This is a genomic window from Nostoc sp. UIC 10890 (genome assembly GCF_054786515.1).
In genome coordinates, this window is sequence record NZ_JBSGKF010000006.1 from 53,363 (window position 1) to 68,254 (window position 14,892).

Here is a 14,892-nt window from a genome sequence, read left to right on the forward strand (position 1 = left end):
AATCTTTATAGTACTTTTAGCAGATTATTGATACATTTTTTGACATTATATAATATCTATATTTTAATAATTTGGCATAACAAGTACTGAAGAACCATAGTAGTAGGTTTTGGGTAAATAGATTGTCTTTGGTATGTGTAATACTCGTTAAACCACTGCTCACGTTTATCTTGTGATTGTAAAAAGTTGTTTAGTCCCAGATGATAATCGAGATTTAATGCTTGATGAAAATTAACTACGGTCTTATCTCGGCTAACACCATACTCAACTTGTACATCACGATTAAAATAGAGTTTTGGTCTATGCCCTTGATGTATTAAATGTTGAGCTAATTCTTGTATAATCTCTACATAATTACCTTCAAATAATATTAATTTGCTGCCTAATTTTTGTAAATTACTATCTAGATTCTCTAAAGACTCAAACAAAAACCGCACCCGTGCTTTACCGACATCAACCCATTGATAAAACCAAGGGTCAATGATAAAGAATGGTAAAACTGCGGCATTATTAGCAGACGCTAAGGCGACAATTTCGTTGTCAGCTAAACGTAAATCTCGACGAAACCACAGAAGGTGCATAACTCAATTTTTTATATCAACTTAATAATACAATTGTACTATCTAATTTTAATGGTGGAACTAAAACTATGACCTACGCCTACAGCATGGATGACGCGGTGCAGGTAGCTAATCAGGCGGCTACTGACATTGAGGCGTGGTTATGGTCAAAGCCAGAACCCATCAGCGTTAACAATGTTGAAAGTGACCCCAATTATCAACATAAAGATATTGACCTCATCTGGACAACGCAGACGGGAGAAATTTTGATTGAGATTAAGGGCGACAGGTGGAATAAAACTCGTAACCTCTTCTTTGAAACTCACAGCAATTTAGAACGTGGAACCCCCGGCTGCTTTATGTACACTGAAGCAGACTGGCTATTTTATTACTTTGTCAACACTCGTCAACTGTACAGGCTACCCATGTCAAAGACGCGGGAGTGGTTTTTGATTACCATGCGGCGGTTTCGGGAGCGTGCCACAATAACGCCAGTGGGGAGTAGCTATTACACCACTGTGGGGCGGCTTGTGCCGATTACCACCGTGATGCTGGAAGTGCCAGGGGTGAAGATGGAGCATCTGTAGGGGGCGATCGCTCCTGTTGAATTTACCAACCGTGTTGAGACAGCATTAGGTAAAGTAGCAGTAATTTGATTGTGTTTATCCTTCATTCAAGCAAGTATTGCGATCGCTCTTCCAATCAAGCGAGGAAATTAAGAAATTGGGTATCACCGTGCCAAAGGCCCCAACCCCAAATAAGCGAAATCAGAAATATACGTTTTTTAGGTCTATGAACACCAGCATTTACACAGCACAGCAGCCAACTCTCCAGACACAAAGACTTGTGATGAGAGCCTTCACCCTTGCAGATGCACCTGAGTACAATGCTTGGCTGGTATAAAAGAAATTGCCGCTATGACCTTAACTATTCCCCATCCTTACCAAGACGGTATGGCCCAAGAGTGGATTAAAACCCATCAAAAAGCCTTCAAAGAGGGAAAATCTGTGAACTTAGCGATTGTGCTGCGTGATATTGGTGTGTTGTGTGGTGCGATCAGCTTGCAAATCAACCTTGAACATAACCATGCCGAGTTGGGCTATTGGATAGGAAAACCCTATTGGGGGAAAGGCTACTGTACAGAAGCGGCAAAAGAAATATTGCGATATGGCTTTGAGGTATTGGGACTCCACCGCATTCATGCCCGACACTTTTCTCATAACCCCGCATCAGGACAAGTTATGCAAAAAATTGGTATGGTTTACGAGGGTTGTCGCCGTCAACACAAATTTAGATGGGGTGAATACGTAGATATTGTTGACTACGGGATTCTCAAAAGCGACTGGCAGACGAATTACTTAACAGGTTCTTAGAGGAAACTGCGCGTGGTTGCAGGCTGTTGGTGGGTACGCCATACCACCTTTACTATGTGTTTTCTAGTCCATTACTAGCCAGTTGTATGTAGAGAAGCGATGACCGAGTGCTGTGGGTTGGCTGCTGAGTTCTACAGCGTTGGGTCAACAACTGGCGATTTGTGTCTGTTCTGTTCTGTTGATATCTTATTTAAACTGCAATTCACAGACTTGTGATGCCAAATTGCCAAAACCTATGAATATGGTTCGTAATTGAGAACAACAATCCCACAGTCAAACGATGTAGCTTTTACTAATGTCAGATATTGTTTGCTGTCAAGTTCTTTGAAAATTGTCATTCCGTCACCAATTGCAATTGGATTAATGAATAAATGAAACTCGTCAATCAATCCTTGTTTGATTAGAGCCGATACAAAGGTCGCACCGCCATAAGTGATAATGTCGTTACCATCTTGTTTTTTTAATTTAGTGATTTCGTCAACAAGGTTGCCTTTTGCTAAAACGGTATTGTTCCATTCTGACTTATCAAGCGTTTTGCTAAAAACAACTTTGTGTGTGTCCGTAAATTTCTTACCGGCTGTAAACTCCGGGTCATCAGGATTTGCAGCCACGCTACCCCAGTAAGGAATGAACCCTTCGGCAAGTTTTCGTCCAAGAATAATGCAGTCAACAGGTTCAGTTATATCTTTGACATATTGTTTTAATTCGTCGTCCCAATTCCACGCCATAAATTCCATTTCGCCATTGAGTCCGGCAATGTATCCGTCAAGGGTCATTTGTATTTGAAGTTTTAATTTTCTCATTGTCGTATTCTCCTTTGTGATGAATTAGGTTTATATTCAGCCCCTTTTATAGTACATGAGTACTGTATAAATATCCTATCTCTTGTGGCTGAACATGAGGATGTATTTACCTAACCGAAAATGAAACCGTTACACCAATTAGACGGTTTTGGGGCAAAATAACGATTATCTATCGCGCCAAATCGATACAGCAGTAGCCGTGCATTGTTAATTTTCGCGTGTTGCTAGAAGATTATTCCCTAGCGTGGCAAAACTTACTAGAGAAGAGGGGAAATCCTGTAATCTTGACCTTGTAGTGAAATAATGGTGCGAAAACTTGGTAAGAAAAAGTCTAAAACCAGAGGCAACATCGTTTGAAGTACTCGATTGTGTTCAAAAAAGATGCCCCTCGTGCGGGGAAGCAATGTGGAATGAATACAATAATCCTCGACATATAAGAACGTTGAATGGGGTAGTAGAACTACAGCTAAAAATTCGTCGATGTCAAAATAAGTCATGTCTGCGGTATAAAAAAGCATATTGACCAGAGCAAGAAGGGTCACTCGCTCTACCACAGAACGAATTTGGTTTGGATGTGATTGCTTATATAGGAGCATTGCGCTACCAGGAACATAGAAGTGTTCCTCAAATACACACTCACCTTGAATTAAAGGGTATATGTATCAGTCAACGAACGGTCACGCACCTAATTGACAGATATGACGAGAAAATTCTTTATGGCTAAAAGACCATAAAAGGTTAAAAGCAATAGTTAAAAAGCAAGGACGGGTGATATTAGCCATTGATGGGATGCAGCCAGAAATTGGACATGAGGTATTATGGGTCATTCGAGATTGTATATCAGGAGAAATATTACTAGCTAAAACCTTATTATCATCAAGAAATGAAGATTTAGTGGCGTTATTATTAGAAGTAACTAACACCCTAAATGTACCAATTGATGGAGTTGTTAGTGATGGACAACAATCAATTCGCAAAGCTGTAAAAGTAGCATTACCTAGTATTGCTCATGGTTTATGTCATTATCATTACCTAAAGGAGGCTATTATTCCCATATATGAGGCGGATCGACATGCAAAAAAGGAATTAAAGAAAAAAGTTAGAGGATTACGAGACATTGAACGTAGTGTTACTAATGAAGATAAGGATTTGGCAAACATTATTGAAGATTATTGCTCGGCAGTACGTAGTTCTATAACCAATGATGGTCATCCACCGTTAGAGGCATCTGGATTAAAGTTACAAGAAAATTTGACGTTGATAGAGCTTCATGTTAGAGCGGATGGAAAAAAAAGTGCTTTACCACCACCTTTAGTCAACCTGAAACACCTGATAGCTAAGGGTTTATCTGCGACTGCATCTTTATTTTCACCTGTCATAGTTGCATATCAGTGGGTTAATAAAGCTAGTAATATTCTCAATAATAAAATAGGTCTTGATGCTGCTGGAGTCAAAAAAAGTTATCAGCAACTGTTAACAGAAATGTCCCAACAAAAACAGAAAGCTGGTACACTGACCACCGCCATCGATAACTTTATAAAAACCACCCATAACTACTGGTCTGGACTTTTTCATTGTTACGAAATTGAAGATTTTCCTCGAACTAATAATGACTTAGAACATGCTTTTGGGATGCTACGTCATCATCAACGTCGTTGTACAGGTCGTAAGGTTGCCCCCTCATCTCTCGTTATTCGTGGTTCCGTCAAACTTGCCTGTGCCATCGCTACTAAACTTCATTCTTTCACCGCATCTGATTTAGCACAAGTTGATATTGTTACTTGGCTCGAATTACGCTCTCAATTGCAAAAACACCACGCATTGCCAGAATTGAACAGTATCGATTTCGCAGAGATCCCAAGGCTTACCTAGCTAATCTAGAGAGTCGTCTTCTCTAGTAAGTTTTGCCACACTAGGGTATAACGAATTTGGCGTTGAAGGATTAGGCGATCGCCGAAATGAAAATCAAGGAGCAATTCCCTTAATAAATGACATCCACCAAGCGCAGTTATGGCAAGCTTTGCAGTCAAACGCCCCAGATGGGGGATTCTGGAATGGGCGAAAAGTTGCGGATTGGTTGAGTGAAGTCATGGGGAAAAAGATTAGTAGATACAGGGGATGGGAGATATTACGGCAGATGACTTTTAGGCTACGAGTGCCTCGCCCATCTCACACAGAAAGCGACCATTTTGAGCAAGAAGCTTGGAAAAAAAACTAGCTGAAGAAGTGGAACAACTCAAAGCGGCTTACCCAGACGCGGAAGTTGAACTGTGGTGCGAAGATGAACAGACGCTCGAAGACTCGCTAACGCTTCGCTATCGTTTAGGACTTAAGCCAATAAAACGACTACGTTTATGTTCCTGAAGGTGAAACACCAATCGCCAATGTTAACTGGAGATACAAGTGGCTATGGTTGTATGCATTCGTACATCCCAAAACTGGAGAAACTTATTGGTGGATTCTTCCTTATGTAAATACAGAACTTTTTAACCAGGTTTTAGCAGATTTTGCTCGTGAATTCAGTTTAGGTGCGAATAAACACATTCTTTTAGCTGTTGACCAAGCTGGGTGGCATACCAGTAAAGACCTTGAGCTTCCGTCCGGGCTGCATTTGACATTTTTACCCTCCCATTCACCTGAATTGCAACCAGCTGAAAGATTATGGACTTTGGTTAACGAACCAATTGCCAATGGAACATTTAAAACACTTGATGATTTGGAAGAAGTTTTATTTCATCGGTGTCAATCTTTACTTCAATAGCCTGATAGGTGCAGTTGCTTACGAGCAAAAAAATAAAACTACTATTTCAATAATGTGCCGCTCCGAAAAACAGACTTTAGCTTATCCTCCCCGACCTATTTTTAAACAAGGTAATTTTAGCTGCCCTATCGGTTTTGAAAGTATCAAATAAAATAGTATGCAAACATTTAATGACGTTTTTAGGAGGATTTATCGGAGTCATAATCATGCCCCTATATTGATAATACTTACCAAAATTGAAGCTGCTATGGGCAAGCCTGTATTGGTTTTTGTGATTCGGTTGGTTGTTCATCAGCTTCTCCCGATAAATTCTGAGTGCAATCTTCAGCAGCTATTGGGCCAAAGTGCGTAGGCGTAGCCCGCCGTAGGCATCGCTATCGCTTGAGATTGAATTACCGATTTTTCCAACTGAGTGATAATTCTATTTCCAGCAATCATCACTGTAAAAGACTTTCTGTTGTCCGTTGGATAAAATCTCGCGCACCATCCGTTTCTAACACGCCATCTGTCAACAATGCTGTAAGTGATTAATTGTGGGATTCAAGGGATTCTACTTGGTAGAATGTGGACTTGATAGCATAAACTAATTACCCCGCAAGGGGACACAATACCGGAACTAATTGAGGGCTAGAATTCTTTTGTTGACCCCGCCAAACCCCGCAATTGTCTCCAACTTCAGCTATTGGCCATAACAGCAACACGGAGAGCAATCCGCTTATATTTGTTTGGATTGTAGGGCATACCTGTATGCATAACTTGGGAGTTATCCCAAAACACAATATCTCCAGGTTGCCAAATATGGGCATAAACTGGTGTACAGTCCAGAATCTCCTGAAACAATTTCTGCCAATACTGTTTAGCAGCTTCTGGTTCGTTTTCTAGACCTTTGAGAATCGAAGTGTCAGAACCCAAATATAAAGAATAGCGCCCAGTTACTTTGTGAGTTGAGACAATTGGATGTAATTTCCGAGGAATCTCTACCCCTGGCTGTGGGGAGATAGGTGACAGGTGATACATCGACAGTAGTTTTAATTGCTGCTGATGTTGGGGAGCAAGATTGTGGTAGGCTTCCACCATGTCGAGAAAGAGAGTGGTGTGGGGCTGTCCATCCGTTCCTTCGTCCGGGATGGACACCCCATAAAGCATCACGACATAAAGAGCATTCATATCCAGTCCCTGTGTTTTAGGGAGATGGTCTTTATCGTGATGCCATTGCCAAGCAACTTTGCCGACCACCTCACCCCTATGCCCCTTGGGATTACCTAAAATGGAGACTCCAGGACTTTGTAAGTCTGGAGCGATTTCGGGATCTAGGGGCTTGGGGCGACGGCCAAGGGTTGAGTCACCAAACGTCTGGATGGCAAAGTCTTTCAACTGGGATGCCGTCAGTTTTTGCTTTCTGACAACAATAACCCCGTGTTCCCAGAGAGATTGCTTCAATTCCTCAACTTGTTGATCTGTTATGGATGCAAGATTACAATCTCGTAGAACTTCCTTGCCCAGTCTTGAATGCTGCTGTACGGTCAACAATTTATTCATCCTAAGTAAATACCGTTTGATAATATTATTCACCTAAAGTTTCGTGCTTTACGCAAAAAACGAATCATCTTGAAGTTGCTATTAGGAATTTTAAAGGTCAGCATCAGCCAACGTATCATAGACGGCATCCGTGACTTTTAGCTTCTTCCCTGGCAGGCGATAGACATGGTTGCTGGTGATGGGGTGCTGAGTAAGGAAATTTGGGGATGAGAAAGTAGCGACACCGGACAGCCCGTTGTAGACATCGCTCTTAAAGCAAAGCGTAGCCAATTATTTTCTCTCTTACTGCCGAAAGTGCTGCTGATGTGGGCTATTGGAGTCGTGAGTAGGGAGTTGGTGGTCAATCTTGGGTCAAGATTCTTTGCTAGACTTGAATAGGGAAAAAAGTTTAGTGTTGTTGTTTTCCTTCATTAGGATACCAACCTGCCGGAATGACTTCAAAATTCCAAACATCTTTGAAGATGTATATGCGTCCGATCATTTCCGATGGGGAAAGCAAATTTTTGTCGCCTTCCTTCCAATCTTTTTTATCAACTGTTCCCATAACTACATAGTTATTACCTACAATTTGAGGATTTGTTTGGACAAAAGTAGCAGCCATCAATGGCTCAATTTCCTGTTTTTTAGCAATAATTAAGTCGCAGCTTGGGCAATATTTACACTGTTTATTGAGTAAAAATAGCTGTTGTGGTTGGATATGAATCACTAAAGGGAATTTGCGAATCTTCGTTTTTGTTTCACACTTTGGGCATTTAGTGAAAGCACAGTCTGTATAAGGATTTAGGAAAAATCTGTGTCGTTGTTTGAGAGATTTAGGCTTTGATGTCTTGGAACTAATTTTAGACATTTTATCAATTGAATATGGTTATACAGTTAAAATAATTTATCGCCCTAACTTAGCAACATATTTACATGGCAGAACAATTTTACTATCATCTTGATTTGATTGGTTATTTCCTTTATCTATTAAAATTTAAATTTGTTTAAAATAATACAGTGTTAATGTAACTTGAGCATGACTTCAATCACCGGAACAATTACAATTAACGTACAGGCTGACGATCATGGACAGTATGTTTGTGAACTGTTGTCATCTGTTGACCAGCCCACAGATGAAATTCGTTGCTGTGGGCAAACAAGAGAACACGCTATAGCCGTTGCATTAGAGCAGTTAGCCAGTAAATATCGTCAGATTGCCGAAGAGGGTCAAAACCAAGATGGGCTTGCAGTAGAGCGTTCTGAGTCAGGAAAAGTAATACAAAAGCATTATCATGTGATTTTACATTATGAACGGATTGGGATAACAGAGTCTAAGTTTGAAGCAATGCAGGACACGCTGCTGGGAAATACCGTAGTTGAAAATGCCAAAGTTACCTTGATTGAGATTGATGCAAACTTACCAGTCTCGCCCTTAACTTAATGATGTGCTAGATAATTCCAATGAATCGGCAAGTAGGAGAAAACAGTAATGCAAAGTATCAAATTGCGTTCTCACGTAGGGTCTGATGGGATCTTACATTTAGAAATCCCTGTGGGGATAAGGGACAAAGAAATAGAAGTGACAGTAACCTATCAACAGCTAGAACCATCAGCACCCTCAAAAACACCCGAAGAATTGGGATGGCCAGCAGGATTTTTTGAGCAGACTTACGGTAGTTGTCAAGATGATCCAATTGTAATTGATTATGACCAAATCTTCTCAATCACCTCATCACTCATCTGAATTTGGTTTTTTCCGATATTACGTTTGAGCAAGAAAATACCTGCATCATGCGCTTGCTGACCACCAGCACTAAAGCAAGCATCCTCGATAATTACTGGTTCAATACCGCGCTCAAAAGAGTCAATTGCTGTCTTGAAAATACAGCTATCAGTTTCAACTCCACAAAGATATATTTTACTGATTTGATTAATTAAAATAAAACTCGAAAAACTTTCCGTAAATGCAGAGTAATAAGGTTTATCAAAAATGTTATATATATATGGCTGAAGTTCACCAATAATACTCGTTTCTGGTTCGTGTATCAAGCTTGACCAATGAATTAGCTTCACATAATTACTGTCAGCAGTATTGATAAATTTTGTAAATCCAACAAGTTTACCAGCCTCTAAAAAACGCTCAATTAGATTAATGACAGTAGGAATAATATGTCTGCATTTTTTAGGCATAAAACCATTTTGCATATCTACTACAAGAAGGATTTCGCTCATTTGTGACCCTACGGATTACAGTACATACATTGGGCTTGATTCGCAAATTCTATACCATTAGGAAATAGTTTTTCTTGATTAAACTCACATTTTTTACATTGATAAATTGCGGTTAGTGGTAAGGTGGTTGGAAACTGACAAAATTCACAGTTGCGATGATTCTCTTGGAAAGTGAGCGATGCCTGCGGCGGGCTACTCGGTGTCGCAATGATTATGTTAAGGGTTTCCTAGGCGTGCGAGACACTACTCGCGTTCGCTTGAAACTGAAGGAGGCGATGGTGTTTTGCCCAGCATAGGCGATGCCTGCGGCGGGCTACGCCTACGCATTTTCAACCTAGCCAACAAATAACAACAACCAAAATCTGTATATGTACTAAGATGCTCTCAGGAGCTATTTCTCCTTTTATGCAGAATTATTGCTAAATTTCACTATGATGAATAACTGGTTTGATACAGCTCGATTGGGGATGTTTATTCATTGGGGACATAGTTCTCAAATTGGATGTGAGTTATCTTGGCCGTTAGTTGGGGGTGTATTCAGCCTTCCTTTTTGCCAAGATATTCCAGTTGAGAAATATCACGACACAGCTAATACTTTCAATCCCCAGCAATATAATCCTCAAGAATGGGCAGATTTAGCAAAAAGTCTAGGAATGAAATATGCCATATTAACAGCCAAACATCATAATGGTTTTGCCCTATTCCATACCCAAGAATCAGACTTTTCAATTGCATCTGCACCTTATAAAAAAGATATTGTACGTGAATATATCGAAGCGATGCGCTCTGTAGGATTGCGTGTTGGTCTTTACTTTTCGCTTAGTGACTGGCATCATCCTGACTATCCTGCTTTTACAGAAGCAGATAAACCTTATCGTTTTGACCAACTACCTCAACCTACAGCGCAACAGTGGGAACGATATATCGAATTTATGTTCAATCAGATACGAGAATTATTGACCAACTATGGTCAAATTGACATCATTTGGTTTGATGGAAGTTGGGAACGGACTCCAGAGCAATGGCAGGCTCAAAAATTAGCAAAAATGATTCGTGATTTACAACCTAATATTCTCATTAACGATCGACTACCCAATTGTGGAGACTTTGAAACTCCTGAGCAGTTTATTCCTCCTCACCCACCTGCTCATCCTTGGGAAACCTGTCTGACTATTAACGAGAGTTGGGGATATAATTCAGACGATCGCAACTTTAAATCCTCTCGTCAATTGATTCATACCCTTTGCGAAGTAGCTGGCATTGGAGGCAACCTCTTGCTTAATGTTAGTCCAATGGGTAATGGACAAATCCCTCCTGAGCAATTAGAGCGTCTCAAAGATATAGCAGATTGGATGGGTAGCCACTCTGAAAGTATACTTGATACAACCCCAGGATTAGAACCGTGGCAATTTTATGGCCCCTCAACTCGTAAGGGCATTCGCGGTTCGCGCGCCGAAAGTAATCGCATTTATCTACACCTATTAATGAAACCTTACGAGACAATATCGGTTAGGGGTATACCAATTAAGCAAGTAAAATCGGTGTTTGTTCTTGCTGACGGCACAGCACTAACCTACACAAGTCGCTGTGCAATTATGGATTCTATTCTCAATTCTAATCCGTTAGGAGAATTAACAATTTATGTACCTGAATCAGTAATTAATCCATACGTTACAGTGATTTGTATTGATATTGATTCTTGAGTAATTAATGTAAATTCAGTAGACCGAAAAGTTTTGCGATCGCTCTGTGATGGATACTTGCGGATCTGATTATTGTCTGGAAAACTATGCTTTTTGATACAATTTTGGGGAATTTTGTTGATAGATATTATATAAGCAAAACTAATATGTTGAATGGCAAAGGTAAGGGTAGCTCTCGCAGCAAAACAATGTTCTGGTTCTGTGTCTTGGAATTTTTGTAAAGTATTGAGGTGAAAAAGCAAAATTTTTGACTTAAAGGATTAATTAGTTTGGCTATGACTGCGACTACCCCGGTTTTAACCGATAATCAAACGTTAAAAGAAGTAGTTAACTGTTTAGGAGAAAATGTTCCAATTAAAACTCAAGGTAATTGTGAACAACAAAATATATTTGAAATTTTAATTCGTGCTGCTACTCAAAGGGATAGTATTGAAAACACTACTAAAATCTTAAAAAATGTTCCCACAAGTAACGATATTCGTTACCATTTAGACAAATATTCAGACCTGAACTCTCTGGAATTAGACTTAAATGCAGCACTTCAAAGCCGTTTACCAGATGGAATTCGACAGGGTAAACAAAAAATTGCTATTGATTTTAATTTAATTCCTTATTATGGCGAACCATCACCAGATGAAGCACCTTTTATTTATAGAAGTAAAGCTAAAAGTGGTACTTGCTCTTTTTACGCCTATGCTACTCTCTACGTAATTAAGAAAAATAAACGAGTCACTCTAGCTATCAAAGCTGTTCAACAAAAAGATACAAAAGCAGCAATTATTACTTATCTATTAGCGCTAATTGAGCCTCTAAAGCTTAAAATTGAGCGATTATATTTAGACCGAGAGTTCTTCTGTGTGCCAGTGATTCGCTGGTTGCAAGCTCTTGATATCCCATTTGAAATGCCTGCTATTATTCGAGGCAAATATACAGGAACTAGACAGTTAATTAGAGGTAGGCGCAGTTATAAAACATCTTACACCTTAAACAGTGATAAATATGGAGCGGTTACTTTTCAAGTGTGGATAGTTTGTACATATAAAAACGGTAAAAGACGAGCGCATGGGCGAGAGTTTTTTATTTATGCAGTCTATAAAGTCCAGTTATCTTTACAGCTTATACATGATGACTATCGTCTCCGTTTCGGAATTGAAAGCAGCTATCGGATGAAAAACCAGTGTCGGATTAAAACTACTATCAAAAATCCCACCATTCGCTTTCTGTTTGTAGCTTTGGCATTTTTAATTATTAATGTTTGGATTTATCTAGTGTGGCATTATCTTAGTCGCTTAAAAAGAAGTTCCAGACAAGTTTTCGCTCATCTATTTACCCTCAAACAAATGCTTGAATTTTTACGTCAAGCAATAGACCGCTACTATGGGGTAGCTTGTGAAGTTTGTTTACCTTCTGGCTGATTTCGGTTGATTTTTAGAGTTTATCAATAAGTCATTCTTATCATTTAGCTAAGGCAGTCAGCTTTTTTCCATTCCTCCAAAAACGGTATCGCACACTACTATTTTTTAGCGATCGCAGAACTTTTCGGTCTACTGACTGTGTTGGAGACAGTGGTCGTAATTGCTACAAATTACAGAATTACACAACAAAAGTGGCAACATATATAAATATAATTCTTACGAGATGTATTAGCTTTCCGGCTTTTGTGAATGATAATCAGTTTATTAAAGCTCCTGAAAAAAACTTCAGTAGCCATCTTTGTCTTAACTCTATCAAACCCCAACGCCCTAGCCTTTTCTGACACCCAAAGTTATTGGGCAAAACATTGTGTCGAGCAACTAAAAGAGCGTAAACTGATTACAGGCTACCCCGATGGTAGTTTTCGCCCAGAAACAACAGTGACACGCGCTCAAGCAGCAGTGTTAATGCTAAATGCTTTTCCTGATTCACCAGTGAAACGCACAGCCATGTCATTTAAAGATGTACCTGCTGATTATTGGGCGAATAAAGCAATTTCTACCGCTTACCAAAAAGGATTTTTTTCTGGTTATCCTGGTGGTATTTTTCAGCCAAACCAACCAATTCCTCGTGCCCAAATCATTGGTGTTGTAGCTGGGGGGAAAAATTACAGCCCTTTACCTAACCCAATGCAGACATTACAAGAATATTTTAACGATGCGGGGCAAATACCTAACTATGCCCAAAATGCGCTTGCATCTGCCACGATTAATAGTATTGTTGTCAATTATCCCAATGTCAAACAGCTAAAACCACTACAAAGCGCGACTAGAGGGGAAGTTGCGGCTTTAATGTGTCGGGCGCTAAATATTTACACGGTTCCCCCACAATATATTGCTGGAGTCGAAGTAGACAGCCAAGAAATACGTCCTTTACCAGGAAAACTTGATATTATTCCCACCTTCAACAGTAATAGTCCTGAACTGGTGACAACTGAAGGAATTTTACTATCAACCTTTCCCCCAGATGGGAAACAAGTACATGAAGCACATTTAAATTATCCCTTTGAAGGCAGATTTGATATATTTGCTCATCATATCGTCAGGGCAGAAACACCAGCCCAAAGCCGCACTGTATACCAAGGGATAATTGTACATAATCCGGGAAATGAACCTGTCACAGTGCAAGTATTACAAGCAGCTAGTTACCTTACCAAAGAAGCACAGTTTATTGCTTTAGCTGATATGGTTGAAAATCCCCAAGGTACAGTTTACTCTGGGCCAGGCGATCGCACAATGAATGATGTACTGCGGGGAGTTCGGCAAGAGATTTTTCCCCAAAAGCTGGTGATAGAACCAAAAGAAACTAAAATCCTAGCAAATTTACCAATTCCGGTACAGGCTCCTTCTTCTAACGGTCGCACTACAATGATGCGCTTGGCAAGTAGTAGTCCAGTTTATATTGCAAATTTAGCCAAAAATAGTAATATTTTACCGACTTTAGGCGAGTGGCAAGAGCTTCTGGATACAGGTAATTTAGCAGGAAAGCGTGACCCCATTCCAACACCTCTTGACCCTCCCAGAGAACCAACGGTATTTAGTCGCGTCGCTGGTGTATCCCAAGGAACGCAATGGAAAACACAAATTACGGACAATTCCAATGTTTCCGAGTTAACAATACCCTCACCAGGAAAGGCGTTTTCTTATCCTTTGGGAACTGTACATTTAATTACTCTTAGGACTGGACAAATTCAAAGTGCAGCGATGTTAAAACGTTATCCTGATACTGCTTACTTTGCTCACAGTAACTATGGTGTTGAGTACAATCTAACTTTGCCTCTAAGAAATATTACGAATGAAACCCAAACTATAACTGTGTCAATACAAACTCCTGTGAAGGATGAAGGGGGAACAGATAGACTACTGTTTTTAAAGCCAGGTGTAGAACAAATATTCTTTCGGGGAACGGTGCGGGTGCGTTACATAGATGATAATGGCTTAGAAAAGACGCGCTATGTGCATTTGGTACAGCGTCGGGGACAAAGGGGCGAACCATTGGTGACACTGAAGATGTTGGCGAGTGGAAAGCGACAAGTACAGATAGACTTTTTGTATCCTCCAGATTCTACGCCACCACAGGTTTTGACGGTGAGAACGCAGAAGTGATTTAAAAGCTAGTGCATTGTGCGTTGTGCGGGTTTAAGAGCGTTGTCGCAACTGACGTAGGGCAAAAGCTTTTTCGATTGCTGAGAACAGGTAGACAATTCACCATTGGGTGCAGTTGTGAATCTGGCTTCTACCCTGCAATATAAAACTGCCCTGGACAAAACCCAGAGCAGTTTTTGATAGAAGTAAATTCTATAGCAATCACCTCTGGCATCGTCAGGCGATCGCCTGATCACGGAAATAACTGTTGAAGTGCGCCGTTCTTAGAGGATGCATGGTGATCGCTCCCCCTCACAACCCTCAAACCCTGCTAAAATTCCTGTATCAAATATACCAACTACTATGTCTCGCAAAGGATTTGGTC

At 40.1% G+C, this 14,892-nt stretch carries 15 protein-coding genes and 2 pseudogenes; 10 read left to right on the forward strand and 7 right to left on the reverse strand.

Annotated elements, in window-relative coordinates:
* Positions 1–56 precede the first annotated feature (56 nt).
* Positions 57–581, reverse strand: coding sequence for a deoxyribodipyrimidine photo-lyase (locus tag ACWATR_RS35045; protein WP_460343453.1), 525 nt, complete (start codon positions 579–581; stop codon positions 57–59).
* A 68-nt stretch (positions 582–649) separates the two neighbouring features.
* Between ACWATR_RS35045 and ACWATR_RS35050 the strand changes: the two genes are divergently transcribed.
* Positions 650–1,147, forward strand: coding sequence for a hypothetical protein (locus tag ACWATR_RS35050; RefSeq protein ID WP_460343456.1), 498 nt, complete (start codon positions 650–652; stop codon positions 1,145–1,147).
* Positions 1,148–1,477: 330 nt separating this feature from the next.
* Positions 1,478–1,933, forward strand: a complete 456-nt coding sequence (locus ACWATR_RS35055) for a GNAT family N-acetyltransferase (protein ID WP_460343459.1) — start codon at positions 1,478–1,480, stop codon at positions 1,931–1,933.
* 233 nt (positions 1,934–2,166) lie between these two features.
* Here ACWATR_RS35055 and ACWATR_RS35060 read toward each other — a convergent pair whose 3' ends face one another.
* Positions 2,167–2,736 (reverse strand): dihydrofolate reductase family protein, encoded by a 570-nt coding sequence (locus ACWATR_RS35060; RefSeq protein ID WP_460343462.1) that lies wholly within the window; start codon positions 2,734–2,736, stop codon positions 2,167–2,169.
* A gap of 403 nt (positions 2,737–3,139) precedes the next feature.
* On the opposite strand from ACWATR_RS35060, the pseudogene ACWATR_RS35065 reads away from it, so the two are divergent.
* The 3 genes and pseudogenes from ACWATR_RS35065 (at position 3,140) to ACWATR_RS35075 (ending at position 6,028) form a co-directional block, all read left to right on the forward strand.
* Positions 3,140–4,634 (forward strand): annotated as a pseudogene (locus tag ACWATR_RS35065) (ISNCY family transposase).
* A 20-nt stretch (positions 4,635–4,654) separates the two neighbouring features.
* Positions 4,655–5,497 (forward strand): annotated as a pseudogene (locus ACWATR_RS35070) (IS630 family transposase); the annotation flags it as partial.
* Positions 5,498–5,812: 315 nt separating this feature from the next.
* Complete coding sequence (locus ACWATR_RS35075; protein ID WP_460343465.1) at positions 5,813–6,028, forward strand: hypothetical protein; 216 nt, start codon at positions 5,813–5,815, stop codon at positions 6,026–6,028.
* 144 nt (positions 6,029–6,172) lie between these two features.
* Here the strand turns inward: ACWATR_RS35075 and ACWATR_RS35080 are convergent, their stop codons facing one another.
* From ACWATR_RS35080 to ACWATR_RS35090, 3 genes are all read right to left on the reverse strand, one after another.
* Entirely contained in the window at positions 6,173–7,036 is an 864-nt protein-coding gene (locus tag ACWATR_RS35080) for a TauD/TfdA dioxygenase family protein (RefSeq protein WP_460343468.1), read from the reverse strand.
* A gap of 137 nt (positions 7,037–7,173) precedes the next feature.
* Positions 7,174–7,380, reverse strand: coding sequence for a hypothetical protein (locus tag ACWATR_RS35085; protein ID WP_460343471.1), 207 nt, complete (start codon positions 7,378–7,380; stop codon positions 7,174–7,176).
* Positions 7,381–7,424: 44 nt separating this feature from the next.
* On the reverse strand, positions 7,425–7,883 hold the full coding sequence (locus ACWATR_RS35090) for a hypothetical protein (RefSeq protein WP_460343474.1): 459 nt from the start codon (positions 7,881–7,883) through the stop codon (positions 7,425–7,427).
* Positions 7,884–8,051: 168 nt separating this feature from the next.
* Between ACWATR_RS35090 and ACWATR_RS35095 the strand changes: the two genes are divergently transcribed.
* Together ACWATR_RS35095 and ACWATR_RS35100 are read left to right on the forward strand one after the other, a co-directional pair.
* Positions 8,052–8,456, forward strand: a complete 405-nt coding sequence (locus ACWATR_RS35095; protein WP_460343477.1) for a hypothetical protein — start codon at positions 8,052–8,054, stop codon at positions 8,454–8,456.
* A 48-nt stretch (positions 8,457–8,504) separates the two neighbouring features.
* A complete protein-coding gene (locus tag ACWATR_RS35100) occupies positions 8,505–8,759 on the forward strand; it encodes a hypothetical protein (protein WP_460343480.1) in 255 nt (84 codons plus the stop codon).
* Here the strand turns inward: ACWATR_RS35100 and ACWATR_RS35105 are convergent.
* Positions 8,720–9,247: a cysteine hydrolase family protein gene (locus tag ACWATR_RS35105; RefSeq protein WP_460343483.1), complete on the reverse strand. Its 528-nt coding sequence runs from the start codon at positions 9,245–9,247 to the stop codon at positions 8,720–8,722. The genes ACWATR_RS35100 and ACWATR_RS35105 overlap by 40 nt on opposite strands.
* A gap of 8 nt (positions 9,248–9,255) precedes the next feature.
* Positions 9,256–9,462, reverse strand: a complete 207-nt coding sequence (locus tag ACWATR_RS35110; protein ID WP_460343498.1) for a DUF6671 family protein — start codon at positions 9,460–9,462, stop codon at positions 9,256–9,258.
* Positions 9,463–9,678: 216 nt separating this feature from the next.
* On the opposite strand from ACWATR_RS35110, the gene ACWATR_RS35115 reads away from it, so the two are divergent.
* From ACWATR_RS35115 to ACWATR_RS35125, 3 genes are all read left to right on the forward strand, one after another.
* The gene (locus tag ACWATR_RS35115; RefSeq protein ID WP_460343486.1) at positions 9,679–10,950 is read left to right on the forward strand and encodes an alpha-L-fucosidase; all 1,272 of its coding nucleotides are present in this window, start codon (positions 9,679–9,681) and stop codon (positions 10,948–10,950) included.
* Between the two features lie 275 nt (positions 10,951–11,225).
* Positions 11,226–12,365 (forward strand): ISH3 family transposase, encoded by a 1,140-nt coding sequence (locus tag ACWATR_RS35120; RefSeq protein WP_460343489.1) that lies wholly within the window; start codon positions 11,226–11,228, stop codon positions 12,363–12,365.
* Positions 12,366–12,614: 249 nt separating this feature from the next.
* A complete protein-coding gene (locus tag ACWATR_RS35125; RefSeq protein ID WP_460343492.1) occupies positions 12,615–14,528 on the forward strand; it encodes a DUF3370 family protein in 1,914 nt (637 codons plus the stop codon).
* The last annotated feature ends 364 nt before the right edge of the window (positions 14,529–14,892 follow it).